Origin of the sequence: Kitasatospora azatica KCTC 9699 (assembly GCF_000744785.1) — a bacterium.
Classification (GTDB): Bacteria; Actinomycetota; Actinomycetes; order Streptomycetales; family Streptomycetaceae; genus Kitasatospora; species Kitasatospora azatica.
Genome location: NZ_JQMO01000003.1, coordinates 2,686,282 through 2,701,594, shown reverse-complemented (window position 1 = coordinate 2,701,594; position 15,313 = coordinate 2,686,282). Strand labels below are relative to the sequence as shown.

Sequence of the window (15,313 nt, the reverse complement as noted above, 5' to 3'; positions counted from 1 at the left end):
CACCCGGTCGCGCCGGGGATGCTCAGGCGGGCGTGTCGAGCAGTTCGACCCGCTCGCCGGCCGCGCACCCGCCGGGCGGGACGACCGCGAGCGCGTCCGCCAGGGCCAGGCCGCGCAGCATCGCGGGTCCGTCGAAGGCGAGTGGCAGCGGGCCGTCGGCGGTCAGTCGGACCGGCAGCAGCCGGGTGTCGGTGGGGTGCCCCGGCAGCGCCTCGGCGGTCCTGACGAACCGTCCGCCGCCCAGCCGGCGGCCACTCAGCGCGTGCAGCAGCGGCAGCGCCAGGGTGACGGCGCCGGCCACCGCGGCCAGCGGGTTGCCGGGCAGGCCGACCAGATGGCGCGGCGCGCCGCCGGGCTGCGCGCAGGGCAGCTCGGCCAGCAGCATCGGGTGGCCGGGCCGCACCGCGACGCCGTCCACCAGCAGTCGGGCGCCGGTCTCGGCCAGTGCCGCGTGCAGGAAGTCGACCGGCCCGGCGGCGGTCGCGCCGGTGGTGACCACCACCTCGGCGGGCGAGTGGCGAATGGCGTCGCGCAGCAGGGCGAAGTCGTCGCGGACCGCCCGCCGGGCGAGCAGTTCGGCGCCGTTGGCGAGCAGCCAGGGCTGGAGCAGCGGCCCGAGCGCGTCACGGACCAGCCCCGGGCCGGGCAGACCGGCCTCCAACAGCTCGTCGCCGAGCACCAGCAGCTCGACGGTGGGCGGGCGGCGGACCGACAGCCGGTCGTAGCCGCAGGCGGCGGCCAGGCCGAGGACGGCGGCGGTGACCGGGGTGCCGGCGGGGAGCAGTTCCTCGCCGCGCCCGCACTCCTGCCCGCGCGGACGGACGTCCTGGCCGGGGGCGAGCTGCGCCTCGGGCAGCGGGTGCAGGGTGCTGGTGGCCGGGGTGGGGTGGCTGACCCGCCCGTGCTCACGGCGCAGCACGGCGGTGGCGCCGGGGGGCAGTTGGGCGCCGGTGGCGATCTCGGTGGCCCAGCCGTCGGCCAGCGGCGGCGGGGTGCGGCCGGCCAGCAGCCGCCCGGCCAGTCGCCACGGGCCGGGGCCGGCCACCGCCCAGCCGTCCATCGCGGAGGTGTCGAAGGCCGGCAGGTCGGTGAGCGCGGTGAGCGGATCGGCCAGCGAGCGGCCGAGGGCCTCGGGCAGCTCGCTGTCGACGGCGGGGCCGGGCCGTCGACTGCCGGCCCGGCGGGCGAGTTCGCGCGCGCGGGGCCAGGGGGTGGCGGCGCCGGCCGGGGCGGCGGACGCGGTGGGGGTGCCGATGGCGGGCGCGGCCGCGTTCATTCGTCGCTCTCCGCGGCCCACCGCTGCGCCAGCGCGGTGATCCGCTCGGCGGCCTCGGTCACCGTCGCCGCGCCGCCACCGCCGGCGGCCGTGGCGTAGCCCACCAGGAAGGCGGTCAGCGGGGCGGCCGGCCGGGCCACCGAGTGCGCGACCACCCGGGCCAGGTCGAGCAGTTCCTTGGTGTCGACCGGCAGATCGATCCCCAGCTCGGCGGCGGCCTCGGTCATCCAGTCGTCCAGCGTGCGTCCCATGAGGGTCCATGCTGCCTGATCCGGAGCACGACCGGGCGTCAGGGAGGTGTGCCGGTTGCTTCGTTTCGCTCACCGGCGCCCTGGACGCCCGGTGAGATCTCGGCCCGGTGCCGGGCGGCCGCCACCGCCTCCCAGGTGTCGCAGTCCTCGCCGACCCGGTCGGGATCGGCCAGCCGCACGGTGCGCAGCCCGCCGACCAACCGGCGCAGCGGCTGCCCGGCCGGTTCGCCGAGCCCGGCCAGCGCCGCCCGCAGCGCGTCCGAGCGGTAGGCCCCGACCAGCGGCTGCTCGCGCCCCTGCCCGTCCACCAGCACCGCCGCCTGCACCGGCCCGGTCACCGCGGCGACCAGGCGCCGGACCGTCGCGGCGTCCAGGAACGGCAGGTCGGCGGCGAGCAGCAGCAGCACCGGCGCGGTACCGGCGCCCGCCGCCAACCCGGCCGCGACCGCCGCCACCGGACCGCCGCCGGGCGGCTGCTCCCGGGTCCAGCGGACCTCGCCCGCCGACTCCCCCGGCCCGACCACCACGGTGCGCCGGGCCCCGGTACAGGCGACCAGCACCCGGTCGAGCAGCGTGCGGCCGCCCACCGTCAGCCGGGGCTTGTCCACCCCGCCGAGCCGTCGGGCCGCGCCGCCGGCCAGCACCATCGCGTCGAACTCCTGCGTCATGCGCCCAGTATCGACCGCACCCGGTCCGGGCTCACCGCGGTCCGACGTCACTGCACTGGTGAGGCGGTGTTCGCCACCGCCCCCGCGGTCAGGAAGGTCGGCAGCGTCAGTTCCCCGTACAGCTCGCCCATCGCCAGGATCAGCCCGTCCGCGTCGTTGCCGTGCTCGGCGAGCAGCCGGTCGAAGTCGCGCAGGTACTCGCCGGTGAAGGTGAGCACGTGGGCCGCGTCGTCGCTCTGGTCCGGGGCCCGGTGCCCGGCGATCACCCGGTCCACGCCCAGGTCGGCGATCCGCCCGAGGTTGCGCAGCCAGGCGGCCCGGTCCTGCGGTGTGGTCTCGGCGGTCCACACGTGGGTGCCGTTGTAGACGAAGTCGCCGGCCACCACCGTGCGTGAGCCGGGCACGTGCACCACCGTGCAGTCGGGGCAGTCGGCCTGGCCCAGGTTGAGCACCCGGATCAGCTGACGGTCGATCATCATCGGCTGCGGGCGCAGCGGACGGGGCACGACCGGGTGCTCGGGGATGTCGTCGCCGTACTCCAGTCGCCACTGCGCGGCCTTCTGCACGGCGGTGGCGGCGATCGCCTCCGCGACCGGCGGGGCGGCCAGCACATGGGCCTGCGGGAAGAGCCGCAGCACCTCCTCGACCCCGAAGTAGTGGCCGGGGTGCGAGTGGGTGATCACCACGGCCAGCAGGTTGCGGCCCTTGCCGGCGATCCACTCGGCCAGCTCGCGCCCGGCGCTGCGGGTGGGCTGGGCGTCCACCAGGATCGCGTCCCGGGTGCCGATGATCAGGCTGGAGGTGGCGAAGTACGAGGATTCCGGGCCGGTGAAGACCGCGATCTCCAGCGGCGGGCCGGGTGGCGGGGCCGCCGTGGCGCCGTTCGATTGGGGCGACGACGTCACTGGCTCTCCCTGGTCGGCGGCGGGGCTGTCGGGACCAGCATGGAAGCCGATCCGCTGCCCCGCCCGGCAGGCGCGCCCGGGAGGGTGAGCATCGTCGCCACCCCGCGACGGTCCGTCGACCCCCGTCCGACGGACCGTCAGCGGACGGAGCGTCAGGCGGAGACCGGCTCGGTCAGCCGCGCGACCAGCGCCTTGGCCTTGGCCGCGGCCTCCTGGTGGGCCTGCGCCTTGGAGGCGTCGGCGGTGTCGATGAAGTCGGCGAGCGCCGGGTTGACCCGGGCCAGCGTGAACTCGCTCACCACCAGGTCGACCGTCACGTTCATCATCCCGGTCAGCACCTTCTCCAGGTAGCTGGTGGCGAACTCGTAGTCGGCGCGCGGGCTGCCCGGCACGTAGGAGCCACCGCGCGAGGCGACCACCGTCACCGGCTTGCCGGCCACCGTGGTGTCCTGGCCGCCGCCGGTGCGGCCGACCAGGATCACCTGGTCCAGCCAGGCCTTCAGCGTGGAGGGGATCGTGAAGTTGTACATGGGGGCGCCGATCAGCACGGCGTCGGCCTGCTCCAGCTCCTCGATCAGCTCCTCGCGCAGTGCGAAGGCGGCCTGCTGCTCGGCGGAGCGGTGCTCGGCGGGGGTGAAGGCGCTGGTGATGCCGGCGGCGGTCAGGTGCGGCACCGGCTCGGCGCCGAGGTCGCGGTGGACGACGGTGCCCTCCGGGTGGGCGGCCTGCCACTCGCGGACGAAGGTGGCGGTGACCTCGCGGGAGACCGAGCCCTCGGTCAGGGCCGACGAGTCGATGTGCAGCAGCGTGGGCATGGCAGTCCTCCAACGTTCTGATAGTAGCTACCGTTTCCTTGGCAACTGTCTTTACGGTAGCAGCTTACTTTTTATTAGTCACTAGCGTGCGGCGGGTACCCTGGACGCATGGGTGAGCCAGAGTTGGAGCCGATCGCCGTGATCACCGCCGAGTCGCTACCCGCGGACTTCGAGGCGTGTGTCGCCACGGCCGGTCCGTGCGGCAGTGTGGACCTGGGCCTGACCAGGGTCTTCGCGCTGCTCGGCAAGCGCTGGACCGGGCTGGTGGTGGCCGTGCTGAACCAGCACTCGGCGCACTTCGCCGAGCTTCGCCGGGCGATCCCCGGGATCAGCGAACGGATGCTGTCCGACCGGCTCTCCGAGCTGACCGAGGCAGGTCTGGTGCTCCGCGAGGTGGACGAGGGGCCGCCGCTGCGGGTCAGCTACCGGCTGACCGAGGCGGGCCGGGCACTCGGCCCGGCGCTGGAGGAACTGCGCAGCTGGGCGGCCGTCCACCTGCCGGAGCTGCCGCGGAGCTGCTGAACTCCGCTACACCGTCACCATCGGATTCGGTGAGGCGCCACGCGCGACTTCGCCGAGCCGTCACGCGCGGACGAACCCCAGCTCGGTCCAGCGCACACCCGCGCGACCGTGCAGATCGGCGCGCTCGTCCCGGTGCACCTCGCGCAGGCCGGCCGCCCGCGCCTGAGCCAGGATCTCCTCGGCCGGCACCTCGAACATCCGCCGCCCGGCCGGCACCGGACCGTGCCGCACCGTCATCAGCAGCGTGCCGCCGGGCGCCAGCAGCGCCGCCACGCTCCGCATCGCCGCCGCCCGCTCGGCCGGGGCCAGGTGCATCCAGACCGCGGTGACCATGACCAGTTCGAACCGTTCGGCGCGGATCCCGGACAGCTCCGGCAGCGCGTCGGCCACCCAGCGCACCCCGGCGTCCGGATGCAGGCGCTCGCCGTGCGCGCGCAGCGCCGCGGTGGGTTCGGCGGCGGTCACCGCGTAGCCGCGGGCGGCCAGCGCGGCGGCGTCCCGGCCGGTGCCCGCGCCCAGGTCCAGCGCCCGGGCCGGTACGGGCGGCAGCAGGTGCAGCACCTGGCGGTGGACCTGCTCGAAGGTCACCCCCTCGTACTGCTCGACCAGCCGGTCGGCCGCGGCCGCGTAGCCGACCGTGCCCGCCGGCTGGTCCCCTGCCTGGTCTGCCGCCTGGTCTGCTGGCTGCGACACTGCCTGGTCCGCCGACGCCAGCTCGCCCAGCAGCCGGGGCAACTCGCGCATGTCGGTGAAGACCGTCGCGCCCTCCTCGGCCAGCCAGTCGGCCGGGGTCAGCCCGCCCGCGTAGCCCAGCGCCCGCATACCGGCCGCCCGGGCCGCCCGGACGCCGTACTTGCTGTCCTCGACCACCACGCAGTGCTCCGGCCGCACCCCCATCCGCTCGGCCGCGTGCAGGAACAGGTCGGGGAACGGCTTGCCCCGGGCGACCTCGGTGGCGCTGAAGATCCGGCCCTCGAAGTACCCGTACAGGCCGGTCCGGCCCAGGGTGTGACGCATCTTCAGGTGACTTCCGCTGGACGCCACGCAGGATGGCAGCCGCAGCCCGGCGAGCGCCTGCTCGACACCCGGCACCGCGGTCAACTCCCGGTCCACGGCCGCCCGGTGCAGCTCCTCGAAGCGCAGCTGCCAGCGCTCGGCCGCCGCCGCGCCGAGTCGCTCGGCCACCTGCTCGCCGATCGAGGCGGTGGACTTGCCGACGAACCGGTCCAGCACCTCGGCCTCGGTCAGCGGCCAGCCCAGTTCGGCGCCGACCTCGGCCTGCACCCGGACCGCGATCCGCTCGCTGTCCACCAGCACGCCGTCACAGTCGAAGAGCACCAGTTCGATCACCGGGACAGGCTACCTACGGCTGACTGATTCGCCCTCGGCGCCCGGTCCGTAGCGTTCTTCCCATCGGACCGAGCGGTTCGAAACAGCTCACAGACCCGGAGGACACCATGACCGCCTACGCCCTCGGCCACCTGCACTCGGTCGACTTCGGCCCGCAGATCATCGAGTACCTGCAGCGCATCGACGCCACCCTCGACCTCTTCGGCGGCCGCTTCCTGATCCACGGCAATCCGATCGACCTTCGGGAGGGCAGCTGGGCCGGCGACCTGATCATCATCGAGTTCCCCGACCTGGCGCGGGCCCAGGCCTGGTACGACTCCCCCGCCTACCGGGAGATCCTGCCGCTGCGCACCGACAACTCGGTCGGCGACGTGCTGCTGGTGGGCGGCGTGCCGGACGGCTACCGGGCCGGGCAGCGGTTCGCCGACGCGGCCTGACCAGGCCGGATCCGGCCCAGCCGGATCAAGCCCCGCACTCCTTCGCCCGGACCAGCAGCAGCGCCCGCTCGCGTTCGTTGCGGGTCAGCGCCGCCGCCCGCTCGAACTCCACCCGGGCCTCGGCGCCGCGTCCCAAGCGGGCCAGCAGGTCACCGCGGACCGCGGGCAACAGGTGGTAGCCGCGCAGCGCCGGCTCCTCGGTCAGCTCCTCGACCAGGGCCAGGCCGGCGGCCGGACCGAAGGCCATCCCCAGCGCCACCGCCCGGTTCAACTCCACCACCGGCGACGGCGCCCGCCGGGCCAGCGCCTCGTACAGCGCGGCGATCCGCACCCAGTCCGTCTCCTCCGGCCGCACCGCCCGGGCGTGGCAGGCGGCGATCGCGGCCTGCAGCGTGTAGTCGCCCAGCGGTTCGCCCGCCGCCGCGGACAGCGACTCGGCCCGGTCCAGCGCCGCCAGACCGCGCCGGACCAGCAACTGGTCCCAGCGGCCCCGGTCCTGATCGAGCAGCAGCACCGGCGCACCGTCCGGCGCCAGCCGGGCCGCCGACCGGGAGGCCTGGATCTCCAGCAGCGCCACCAGCCCGTGCACCTCCGCCGCCGCGGGCATCAGCCCCGCCAGGATCCGGCCCAGCCGCAGCGCCTCCTCGCAGAGTTCGGGCCGCATCCAGTCCCGCCCGGCGGTGGCCGCGTAGCCCTCGTTGAAGATCAGGTAGACCACCTCGAGGACCGAGTCCAACCGCTCGGCCAGCTCCGGCCCGGCCGGCACCTCGAACGGTACCCCGGCCTTGGCCAGGGTCCGCTTGGCCCGGACGATCCGCTGCGCCACCGTCGACTCCGGCACCAGGAAGGCCCGGGCGATCTCCTCGGTGGTCAGCCCGCCGAGCAGCCGCAGGGTGAGCGCCACCCGGGCCTCGGTGGAGAGCACCGGGTGGCAGGCGGTGAAGACCAGCCGCAGAAGGTCGTCCTCGATCCCGTCGGCCCGCTCGACCAGTTGCTCGGGCCCTGGCTCCGGTTCGGTGACGGCCAGCTCGTGGCCGAGCTCGGTGAGCTTGCGGGCCAGCACCTCCCGGCGCCGGATCAGGTCGATCGCCCGGCGCTTGGCGGTGGTCATCAGCCAGGCCCCCGGATTGCGCGGGACGCCCTCCACCGGCCACTGCTCCAGCGCGGCCACCAGCGCGTCCTGGGCCAGCTCCTCGGCCACCCCGAGGTCCCGGGTCAGCCCGGTCAGCCCCGCGATCAGCCGCGGCGACTCGATCCGCCAGACGGCGGCCACGGTGGCGTTGGGGTCGCTGCTCGTCACAACAGCCCATCAGAGCAACGCCCCGCCACCCACCGCAACCCCGCAGCGGAACCGCTTCCGCTAGTGGTCCGCCTGCTTGCGCTTGAGCTCGTCGATCAGCACCTGCTCGCGCTCGCGGGCCTCGGGCGTGAAGACCTCCTCGGGGAAGTCGGTGGCCTCGAAGACCTGCCGCAGCTCCAGCACGCCACCGTCACCGTACGGCACCCGGCGGGCCCACTCGACGGCCTCCTCGGGGGTCTTCACCTGGATCACCCAGTAGCCGGCGATCAGTTCCTTCGCCTCCGCGAACGGCCCGTCGGTCACCGTGCTGCGCCCCGCGCCGTCGAAGGAGACCCGGAACCCCTTCGAGCTGGGGTGCAGCCCGTCCATCGCCAGCAGGACGCCGGCCTTGGCCAGCTCCTCGTTGTAGCGGCTCATCGCCTCGATCAGTTCCCGGCTCGGCAGCTCGCCCGCCTCGGTCTTCTCGTCGGACCGCACGATCATCATGAAACGCATCGCCAACAGCTCCTCGGGCTCTCGATCAGGGGGCCGTTTCTCAGCCTCCACCCATGCGTCGAGCGGGACCCGACCGAATCGACAACTCGGGTGAGATTTCTTGGTCAGTCCCGCGTCATGTCGACGAATCGCGAGTAGTGGCCCTGGAAGGCGACGGTGATGGTCGCCGTCGGGCCGTTACGGTGCTTGGCAACGATCAGGTCGGCCTCGCCCGCGCGGGGGGACTCCTTCTCGTAGGCGTCCTCGCGGTGGAGCAGGATCACCATGTCGGCGTCCTGCTCGATCGAGCCCGATTCGCGCAGGTCCGAGACCATCGGCTTCTTGTCGGTGCGCTGTTCGGGACCACGGTTCAGCTGGGACAGCGCGATCACCGGGACCTCCAGCTCCTTGGCCAGCAGCTTGAGGTTTCGGGACATGTCCGAGACCTCCTGCTGGCGGCTCTCCGCCCGCCGCGAACCACCGGACTGCATCAGCTGGAGGTAGTCGATGACCACCAGCTTGAGGTCGTTGCGCTGCTTGAGCCGGCGGCACTTGGCGCGGATCTCCATCATCGACAGGTTCGGCGAGTCGTCGATGTAGAGCGGCGCTGCGGTGACGTCCGGCATCCGGCGGGCGACTCTGGTCCAGTCGTCGTCGGTCATGTTCCCCGACCGCATGTGGTGCAGCGCCACCCGTGCCTCGGCCGAGAGCAGACGCATGGCGATCTCGTTGCGCCCCATCTCGAGCGAGAAGATCACGCTCGGCAGGCCGTTGGTGATCGAGCAGGCCCGCGAGAAGTCCAGGGCCAGAGTCGACTTTCCCATGGCGGGTCGGGCCGCGATCACGATCATCTGGCCCGGGTGCAGCCCGTTGGTCAGCGCGTCCAGGTCGGCGAAGCCGGTCGGGACGCCGGACATCTGGCCCTGGCGGGAGCCGATCGCCTCGATCTCGTCGAGGGCGCCCTCCATGATGTCGGCGAGCGGGGCGTAGTCCTCGCTGGTGCGCTGCTCGGTGACGGCGTAGATCTCGGCCTGGGCGGCGTTGACGATCTCGTCGACGTCGCCCTCGGCGGCGTAGCCCATGCCGGCGATCCGGGTGCCGGCCTCGACCAGGCGGCGCAGCACGGCGCGTTCGTGGACGATCTCGGCGTAGTACTCGGCGTTGGCGGCGGTCGGGACGGAGTTGACCAGGGTGTGCAGGTAGCCGGGGCCGCCGACCCGGGTGAGCTCGCCGCGCTTGGTGAGCTCGCTGGCGACGGTGATCGGGTCGGCCGGCTCGCCGCGGGCGTAGAGGTCGAGGATCGCACTGTGGATCAGCTCGTGGGCGGGGCGGTAGTAGTCGAGCGGCTTGAGCACCTCGACCACGTCGGCGATGGCGTCCTTGGAGAGCATCATGCCGCCGAGCACGGACTGCTCGGCGGGGATGTCCTGCGGCGGTACCCGCTCGAAGCCCTCGGCGGCGCCCTCCCGGCCGCGCTCCTCGTCCCGCTTGCGGAAGTCGCCGCCGCGCGAGTCACCCTTGCGGAAGTCCGCGCCGTCACGCTTGCGGGCGACCGGCAGCCGGTCGCTCGGTCCTTCGCTGGGGAAGCTCGCGCCGAAGGCGTCGTCAGTCGGCTGCCAGTCGTCCTCCGGGGGCGGCGGCACGTCGTGGTCGTCGTACTGGGGGCCGGTCACGCGTCTTCCCCGATCAGCGAGCGGTGCGAATGTGGTGCGAAGGCGCGGTGGCCCGGGTGAACGGACGAGAGCACGGTCCGGTCCACCTCCTTCATACGCCACGGGACCGACAGGGCGGTCGCCGGGTGGGAGTGCGGCGCGTCGGATGAGCGACCACGCTAAGGGGCGGGCCCGGCTGGGACCAAGCCAGATCACCGAAGTTATCCACACCCCCTGTGGACGACGGGCCCCTCACTGTGGACAACTGCCCGAAAGCTGTGCACAAGGGTGGGGAAAGCCTTGTGGATAACCACACCATCGCTTCGGTGTCAACTCGCTGACCTGCGATGACACTATCCACCGGCTGTGCATGAGAAAAACTTCACACAGCTGGGGCCGGGCCGGCGGGCCTACCCTGACAACGATTCGCTCACAGGTTCTAGTAATGGACACAAGAGCATTGCAGTACTTACCTGTGGATGGTTACGGTACCCGCATGACATCGGTGATCCCGCACAGACGCCGGCACGACCGCGAGATCCTCGCCCTGGCGCTGCCGGCCTTCGGCTCGCTGGTCGCCGAACCGCTCTTCCTGATCGGCGACTCCGCCATCGTCGGCCATCTCGGCACCGCCCAGCTGGCCGGACTCGGCGTGGCCGGCGCCGCGCTGTCCACCCTCACCGGGGTCTTCGTCTTCCTCGCCTACGCGACCACCGGCGCGGTGGCCCGCCGGATCGGCGCCGGCGACCGCCGGGCGGCCGTCCAGCAGGGTCTGGACGGCATCTGGCTGGCGCTGCTGCTCGCGGTCCCGGTCGCCCTGCTCAGCTACCTGCTGGCGCCCGCCGTCGCCACCGCCCTGGGCGCCTCGGACACCGCCGCCCCGTACGCCGTGACCTACCTGCGGATCAGCACCCTCGGCATCCCCGCGATGCTGATGGTGCTGGCCGCCACCGGGGTGCTGCGCGGACTGCAGGACACCCGCACCCCGCTGCTGGTCGCGATCGGCGCCTTCACCGGCAACCTCGCGCTCAACTTCGGCCTGGTCTACGGCGCCGGCCTGGGCGTGGCCGGCTCGGCCTGGGGCACCGTCATCGCCCAGACCGCGATGGCCGCGGTGTACGTCTTCGTGGTGGTCCGCGGCGCCCGGCGGGAGCGGGCCCGACTGCGCCCGGACGCGGCCGGGATCCGGGCCTGCGCGCGGGCCGGCGGGCCGCTGCTGGTCCGCACCTGCTGCCTGCGCGCGATCCTGGTCCTGGCCACCGCGGTGGCCGCCCGGCTCGGCGACCGGGAGATGGCGGCCCATCAGATCGCCATGGCCGTGTGGGGTTTCCTGGCCTACGCGCTGGATGCGATCGCGATCGCCGGGCAGGCGATCATCGGCCGCTACCTGGGGGCCGACGACCCGTCAGGGGCCCGGGCGGCCACCCGGCGGATGGTCGAGTGGGGCATCGGCTCGGGGGTGGTGCTGGCCCTGCTGGTGGTGCTCACCCGGCCGCTGTACGTGCCGCTCTTCACCCCGGACCCGGCGGTGCGGCAGCAGCTGCTGGCGGTGCTGCTGCTGGTCGCGCTGACCGAGCCGGCGGCCGGCCTGGTATTCGTGCTGGACGGGGTGCTGATGGGCGCCGGCGACGGCCCGTACCTGGCCTGGGCGATGCTGGCCACGCTGGCCGTGTTCGCGCCGGTGGCCCTGGCGGTGCCGGCCATGGGCTGGGGGCTGACCGGGCTCTGGTGGGCGCTCAACCTCTTCATGCTGGTGCGCGGCGCCTTCATGGCGGGCCGGACGCGCACCGGCCACTGGCTGGTCACCGGAGCCGTCCGCGCCTGAGGGCCCAGCACCTCCCGCCGCAGCACGTCCGCACCGGAAACGCCCGAGGGCCGGGGTCTCCCGTGAAGGAGACCCCGGCCCTCGGGGTTACGGCTACCGTGCCGGACCGGCCTGCTGGAGGCTGGTTCAGGCGACGACGACGTCGAGGTTGGCCGCGACGTCGGCGTGCAGCTTCACGGAGACCTTGTGGGTGCCCACGGTCTTGATCGGCGAGGCGATCGTGACAGCGCGCTTGTCCACCACCGGGCCGCCGGCGGCCTTGACGGCCTCGACGACGTCGGCCTGGGTGACCGAGCCGAACAGCCGGCCGGCGTCGCCGGACCGGACCGACAGCTTGACCTGCAGGCCCTCGAGGGTGGCCTTGACCTCGTTGGCCGCCTCGAGGGTCTGGATCTGGTGGACCTTGCGGGCGCGACGGATCGCGTCGACGTCCTTCTGGCCGCCCTTGGTCCAGCGGATGGCAAAGCCACGCGGGACCAGGAAGTTGCGGGCGTAGCCGTCCTTGACCTCGACGACCTCGCCGGCGCCACCGAGGCCGGAGACCTCGTGAGTGAGGATGATCTTCATTCTTCGGTCACCCTCTCTTAGCGCGCGGTGCTGGTGTAGGGCAGCAGGGCCATCTCACGGCTGTTCTTCACGGCCGTGGCGACGTCACGCTGGTGCTGGGTGCAGTTGCCGGTGACCCGGCGGGCACGGATCTTGCCACGGTCGGAGATGAACTTCCGCAGCAGGTTCGTGTCCTTGTAGTCAACGTAGTTGACCTTGTCCTTGCAGAAGACGCAAACCTTCTTCTTCGGCTTGCGAGCAGGCGGCTTCGCCATGGTGTGCTCCAAATGAGGATCACGATCCAGGACCGTCCGAGGACGGTGCCCGGGTCGCACGAAATCTGTCAGCTCTTAGAACGGAGGCTCTTCCGAGTAGCCGCCACCAGCCGGGGCACCCCAGCCGCCGCCACCCTGGTTGCCACCAGAGGGAGCGCTGGACGCCCACGGGTCGTCGGCCGGGCCGGACTGGCCGCCACCGGAGTTGCCACCCCAGCCGCCGCCACCCTGGCCACCGCCGGAGTTGCCACCCCAGCCGCCGCCGGCCTGACCGCCGCCCTGCTGGCCGCCGCCGAAGCCGCTACCACCAGGACCACCGCCAGGACCGCCGGCCCGGTTGGCCCGGGTCACCTTGGCGGTCGCCGAACGCAGGCTCGGACCGACCTCGTCGACCTCGACCTCGAAGACCGTCCGCTTCTCGCCTTCCTTGGTCTCGTAAGACCGCTGGCGCAGTCGGCCCTGCACGATCACGCGCATGCCGCGCTGCAGCGACTCGGCCACGTTCTCCGCCGGCTGACGCCAGACGTTGCACGTGAGGAAGAGGCTCTCGCCGTCCTTCCACTCGTTCGTCTGACGGTCGAAGGTGCGGGGAGTGGACGCGATGCGGAACTTCGCGACCGCCGCACCCGAGGGGGTGAAACGCAGCTCGGGGTCGTCGACGAGATTGCCGACGAGGGTGATGACGGTCTCGCCTGCCATGGTGTGCTGACCTCTCGGGAGGAGGAGTTCCGTTCAGCGATGTTTCACGTGAAACATCGGACGCGAGCCATCAGGGCCGCAGTGGCCCCGACGATGACTCAGTGGGTGTCCGGGCGCAGGACCTTGGTCCGCAGAACCGACTCGCTCAGCGACAGCTGGCGGTCGAGCTCCTTGACGACCTCAGGCGTGGCCTTGAGGTCGATGACCGAGTAGATGCCCTCGGGCTGCTTCTTGATCTCGTACGCCAGGCGGCGACGGCCCCAGGTGTCGATCTTCTCGACGGTGCCGCCACCAGTGCGGACAACGTTGAGGAAGCCTTCGATCAGGGGGGAGACAGCGCGCTCCTCGACCGAGGGGTCGAGGATGACCATCACCTCGTAGTGACGCATGGGTAAACCCACCTCCTTTGGACTCAACGGCCACGGTCTCTCCGTGGCAGGAGGGTTGTACGGCGTCGACACTGGAGTGGTGCCGACCACGGTCCACCGTAGTGGGCGGGTCCGACACTCGGCCCCGATCCCGACCAGCGGGCATGCGGGGGCACAAATACACCAGTGCAGATCGCACAGCCTACCCGCACCCATCCGGCCGAACAAAACGCCCATCGATTGCCGCCGGGTCTCAAGGGGCGCAATCTGGGCAGAACGGGTACACAGGTACCGCTGACGCCCTGCTTGTCCCCCTTTGCTGGAGGTGGGTTCCATGGCACAGACCGTCCACCGATTCCCCGCGCTCACCCTCAACACCGACGGCCATCGCCACCCCAGGGAGAACACCCTGGTGGGGCTGACCGTGATCCTCGGCCTGGTGGCCTTCATCAGCTCCTTCTTTCACAGCGTGCACATGCTGAGCTCCTGGACCGGGGTGGCCGGCGTGGTCACCGGCCTGTGGGGGCAGTTCATCTCGGTGACCACGGCCGAACGGTTCGTGCTGGTGATCTCGCTGGCGATGTCGGCCTTCGGCCTGGGCATCGGGCTGGCGCACGGCGGGCTCTGGTAGCCAGGCGCACCCGGCGCATGCGACGGCGCTCCCCTTCGGGAGAGCGCCGTTCGCAGTTCCCGGAACCCACTCGCCCGCTGCGGCCCCTAGGGTTCCGTCAACGCGCCGCGCGAGACCCGACCGAAACGGACCATTCGGGCGATAGGGTCACAGAGTCCATCAACCAGCCAAGGAGCACCCCGAGCATGAGCCTGCGTCTGAGGACGATCACCCGTGAGGAGCACCTCGACTTCCTGCGCGGCCGACCGTCGGCCAGCCATATGCAGGTGCCCTCCTGGGGCGAGGTCAAGGCGGAGTGGCGCAGCGAGTCGATCGGCTGGATCGACAGCTCGGGGGCCGTGGTCGGCGCCGGCCTGGTGCTCTACCGGCAGCTGCCGAAGGTCAAGCGCTACCTGGCCTACCTGCCCGAGGGCCCGGTGATCGACTGGTTCGACCCGGACCTGGACCGCTGGCTGCGCCCGATGCTGGCGCACCTCAAGGAGCAGGGCGCGTTCTCGGTGAAGATGGGGCCGCCGGTGGTGATCCGGCGCTGGGAGGCGCTGACCATCAAGGAGGCGATCGGCAGCGGGCAGGCCAAGCGGCTGCGCGACGTCGAGCCGGACTGGTACGAGCCGCGGGCCTTCGAGGCGGCGGACCAGCTGCGCCGGACCGGCTGGCTGCAGGGCGAGGACGGCGGCGCGGGCTTCGGCGACGTGCAGCCGCGCTACGTCTTCCAGGTGCCGCTGGCCAACCGCTCGCTGGACGACATCCAGCGCGGCTTCAACCAGCTCTGGCGGCGCAACATCAAGAAGGCCGAGAAGAGCGGCGTCGAGGTGGTCCAGGGCAGCTACGAGGACCTGGCGGTCTTCCACGAGCTCTACCTGGTCACCGCCGAGCGGGACCGTTTCACCCCGCGCCCGCTGGCCTACTTCCAGCGCATGTGGCAGGCGCTGACCTCCGAGGACCCGAACCGGATGCGGCTCTACCTGGCGTACCACGACGGGGAGCCGCTGGCGGCGACCACCATGCTCACCGTCGGCGAGCACGTCTGGTACTCCTACGGCGCCTCGGCCAACCACAAGCGCGAGGTCAAGCCGTCCAACGCGATCCAGTGGCGGATGATGCGCGACGCCTACGCGCTCGGCGCCGGCCTGTACGACCTGCGCGGGATCAGCGACACGCTGGACGAGGAGGACCCGCTGTTCGGGCTGATCCAGTTCAAGCTCGGCACTGGCGGCCAGGCGGCCGAGTACCTGGGCGAGTGGGACTTCCCGTTGAACAAGCTGCTGCACAAGGCGCTGGACCTCTACATGTCTCGCCGTTGACGGTGGGGAGAGCTC

18 protein-coding genes and 1 pseudogene are annotated in these 15,313 nt (G+C 72.3%); 5 read left to right on the top strand and 14 right to left on the bottom strand.

Annotated features, from left to right (window positions below; translation table 11 throughout):
* Window positions 1-22: 22 nt before the first annotated feature.
* From BR98_RS22710 to BR98_RS40460, 5 genes are all read right to left on the bottom strand, one after another.
* On the bottom strand, window positions 23-1,276 hold the full coding sequence (locus BR98_RS22710) for a molybdopterin molybdotransferase MoeA (protein WP_035847240.1): 1,254 nt from the start codon (window positions 1,274-1,276) through the stop codon (window positions 23-25).
* Window positions 1,273-1,527: a DUF6457 domain-containing protein gene (locus BR98_RS42605; protein WP_051970072.1), complete on the bottom strand. Its 255-nt coding sequence runs from the start codon at window positions 1,525-1,527 to the stop codon at window positions 1,273-1,275. The genes BR98_RS22710 and BR98_RS42605 overlap by 4 nt, the downstream gene beginning before the upstream one ends.
* 38 nt (window positions 1,528-1,565) lie before the next feature.
* Window positions 1,566-2,195, bottom strand: a complete 630-nt coding sequence (gene mobA, locus BR98_RS22705; protein ID WP_051970071.1) for a molybdenum cofactor guanylyltransferase — start codon at window positions 2,193-2,195, stop codon at window positions 1,566-1,568.
* A 47-nt stretch (window positions 2,196-2,242) separates the two neighbouring features.
* Window positions 2,243-3,100, bottom strand: a complete 858-nt coding sequence (locus tag BR98_RS40465; protein ID WP_035847239.1) for an MBL fold metallo-hydrolase — start codon at window positions 3,098-3,100, stop codon at window positions 2,243-2,245.
* Between the two features lie 152 nt (window positions 3,101-3,252).
* Window positions 3,253-3,915, bottom strand: coding sequence for an FMN-dependent NADH-azoreductase (locus BR98_RS40460; protein WP_035847238.1), 663 nt, complete (start codon window positions 3,913-3,915; stop codon window positions 3,253-3,255).
* 108 nt (window positions 3,916-4,023) lie between these two features.
* Here BR98_RS40460 and BR98_RS22690 point away from each other — a divergent pair, with 108 nt between their 5' ends.
* Entirely contained in the window at window positions 4,024-4,437 is a 414-nt protein-coding gene (locus BR98_RS22690; RefSeq protein ID WP_051970070.1) for a winged helix-turn-helix transcriptional regulator, read from the top strand.
* 60 nt (window positions 4,438-4,497) lie between these two features.
* Here the strand turns inward: BR98_RS22690 and BR98_RS39555 are convergent, their stop codons facing one another.
* Window positions 4,498-5,181 carry a class I SAM-dependent methyltransferase gene (locus BR98_RS39555; protein ID WP_157538204.1) on the bottom strand — a complete coding sequence of 228 codons (684 nt, stop codon included), beginning with the start codon at window positions 5,179-5,181 and terminating at the stop codon, window positions 4,498-4,500.
* Window positions 5,158-5,787, bottom strand: a pseudogene (locus BR98_RS40455) (HAD family hydrolase); the annotation flags it as partial. The pseudogene BR98_RS40455 and the gene BR98_RS39555, both read right to left, overlap by 24 nt.
* A 107-nt stretch (window positions 5,788-5,894) precedes the next feature.
* Between BR98_RS40455 and BR98_RS22680 the strand changes: the two are divergent.
* Window positions 5,895-6,224 carry a DUF1330 domain-containing protein gene (locus BR98_RS22680; protein ID WP_035847237.1) on the top strand — a complete coding sequence of 110 codons (330 nt, stop codon included), beginning with the start codon at window positions 5,895-5,897 and terminating at the stop codon, window positions 6,222-6,224.
* A 25-nt stretch (window positions 6,225-6,249) separates the two neighbouring features.
* Here BR98_RS22680 and BR98_RS22675 read toward each other — a convergent pair whose 3' ends face one another.
* From BR98_RS22675 to dnaB, 3 genes are all read right to left on the bottom strand, one after another.
* The gene (locus tag BR98_RS22675; RefSeq protein ID WP_035847236.1) at window positions 6,250-7,524 is read right to left on the bottom strand and encodes an RNA polymerase sigma factor; all 1,275 of its coding nucleotides are present in this window, start codon (window positions 7,522-7,524) and stop codon (window positions 6,250-6,252) included.
* A gap of 60 nt (window positions 7,525-7,584) precedes the next feature.
* On the bottom strand, window positions 7,585-8,019 hold the full coding sequence (locus BR98_RS22670) for a YciI family protein (RefSeq protein WP_035847235.1): 435 nt from the start codon (window positions 8,017-8,019) through the stop codon (window positions 7,585-7,587).
* A gap of 104 nt (window positions 8,020-8,123) precedes the next feature.
* Complete coding sequence (gene dnaB, locus BR98_RS22665) at window positions 8,124-9,641, bottom strand: replicative DNA helicase (RefSeq protein ID WP_035853457.1); 1,518 nt, start codon at window positions 9,639-9,641, stop codon at window positions 8,124-8,126.
* A gap of 505 nt (window positions 9,642-10,146) precedes the next feature.
* On the opposite strand from dnaB, the gene BR98_RS22660 reads away from it, so the two are divergent.
* Entirely contained in the window at window positions 10,147-11,475 is a 1,329-nt protein-coding gene (locus BR98_RS22660) for an MATE family efflux transporter (RefSeq protein WP_035847234.1), read from the top strand.
* 126 nt (window positions 11,476-11,601) lie between these two features.
* Here the strand turns inward: BR98_RS22660 and rplI are convergent, their stop codons facing one another.
* The 4 genes from rplI to rpsF form a co-directional block, all read right to left on the bottom strand.
* Window positions 11,602-12,042, bottom strand: a complete 441-nt coding sequence (rplI, locus tag BR98_RS22655; RefSeq protein WP_035847233.1) for a 50S ribosomal protein L9 — start codon at window positions 12,040-12,042, stop codon at window positions 11,602-11,604.
* Window positions 12,043-12,059: 17 nt separating this feature from the next.
* Window positions 12,060-12,296 (bottom strand): 30S ribosomal protein S18, encoded by a 237-nt coding sequence (gene rpsR, locus BR98_RS22650; protein WP_030304537.1) that lies wholly within the window; start codon window positions 12,294-12,296, stop codon window positions 12,060-12,062.
* A 75-nt stretch (window positions 12,297-12,371) separates the two neighbouring features.
* Window positions 12,372-12,995 carry a single-stranded DNA-binding protein gene (locus BR98_RS22645; protein WP_035847232.1) on the bottom strand — a complete coding sequence of 208 codons (624 nt, stop codon included), beginning with the start codon at window positions 12,993-12,995 and terminating at the stop codon, window positions 12,372-12,374.
* A 98-nt stretch (window positions 12,996-13,093) separates the two neighbouring features.
* Window positions 13,094-13,384 carry a 30S ribosomal protein S6 gene (rpsF, locus tag BR98_RS22640; protein ID WP_035847231.1) on the bottom strand — a complete coding sequence of 97 codons (291 nt, stop codon included), beginning with the start codon at window positions 13,382-13,384 and terminating at the stop codon, window positions 13,094-13,096.
* A 313-nt stretch (window positions 13,385-13,697) separates the two neighbouring features.
* Between rpsF and BR98_RS22635 the strand changes: the two genes are divergently transcribed.
* Together BR98_RS22635 and BR98_RS22630 are read left to right on the top strand one after the other, a co-directional pair.
* On the top strand, window positions 13,698-13,994 hold the full coding sequence (locus BR98_RS22635) for a hypothetical protein (protein WP_035847230.1): 297 nt from the start codon (window positions 13,698-13,700) through the stop codon (window positions 13,992-13,994).
* A 185-nt stretch (window positions 13,995-14,179) separates the two neighbouring features.
* Window positions 14,180-15,298, top strand: coding sequence for a lipid II:glycine glycyltransferase FemX (locus tag BR98_RS22630; protein WP_035847229.1), 1,119 nt, complete (start codon window positions 14,180-14,182; stop codon window positions 15,296-15,298).
* Window positions 15,299-15,313 lie beyond the last annotated feature (15 nt).

Excerpts from the sequence above, each read along its gene's own strand:
- BR98_RS22710 (WP_035847240.1), bottom strand. The coding sequence starts at position 1,276 with ATGAACGCGGCCGCGCCCGCCATCGGCACCCCCACCGCGTCCGCCGCC.
- BR98_RS42605 (WP_051970072.1), bottom strand. The coding sequence starts at position 1,527 with ATGGGACGCACGCTGGACGACTGGATGACCGAGGCCGCCGCCGAGCTG.
- mobA (WP_051970071.1), bottom strand. The coding sequence starts at position 2,195 with ATGACGCAGGAGTTCGACGCGATGGTGCTGGCCGGCGGCGCGGCCCGA.
- BR98_RS40460 (WP_035847238.1), bottom strand. The coding sequence starts at position 3,915 with ATGCCCACGCTGCTGCACATCGACTCGTCGGCCCTGACCGAGGGCTCG.
- BR98_RS22690 (WP_051970070.1), top strand. The coding sequence starts at position 4,024 with ATGGGTGAGCCAGAGTTGGAGCCGATCGCCGTGATCACCGCCGAGTCG.
- BR98_RS39555 (WP_157538204.1), bottom strand. The coding sequence starts at position 5,181 with ATGCGCGAGTTGCCCCGGCTGCTGGGCGAGCTGGCGTCGGCGGACCAG.
- BR98_RS22680 (WP_035847237.1), top strand. The coding sequence starts at position 5,895 with ATGACCGCCTACGCCCTCGGCCACCTGCACTCGGTCGACTTCGGCCCG.
- BR98_RS22670 (WP_035847235.1), bottom strand. The coding sequence starts at position 8,019 with ATGCGTTTCATGATGATCGTGCGGTCCGACGAGAAGACCGAGGCGGGC.
- BR98_RS22660 (WP_035847234.1), top strand. The coding sequence starts at position 10,147 with ATGACATCGGTGATCCCGCACAGACGCCGGCACGACCGCGAGATCCTC.
- rplI (WP_035847233.1), bottom strand. The coding sequence starts at position 12,042 with ATGAAGATCATCCTCACTCACGAGGTCTCCGGCCTCGGTGGCGCCGGC.
- rpsR (WP_030304537.1), bottom strand. The coding sequence starts at position 12,296 with ATGGCGAAGCCGCCTGCTCGCAAGCCGAAGAAGAAGGTTTGCGTCTTC.
- BR98_RS22645 (WP_035847232.1), bottom strand. The coding sequence starts at position 12,995 with ATGGCAGGCGAGACCGTCATCACCCTCGTCGGCAATCTCGTCGACGAC.
- rpsF (WP_035847231.1), bottom strand. The coding sequence starts at position 13,384 with ATGCGTCACTACGAGGTGATGGTCATCCTCGACCCCTCGGTCGAGGAG.
- BR98_RS22635 (WP_035847230.1), top strand. The coding sequence starts at position 13,698 with ATGGCACAGACCGTCCACCGATTCCCCGCGCTCACCCTCAACACCGAC.
- BR98_RS22630 (WP_035847229.1), top strand. The coding sequence starts at position 14,180 with ATGAGCCTGCGTCTGAGGACGATCACCCGTGAGGAGCACCTCGACTTC.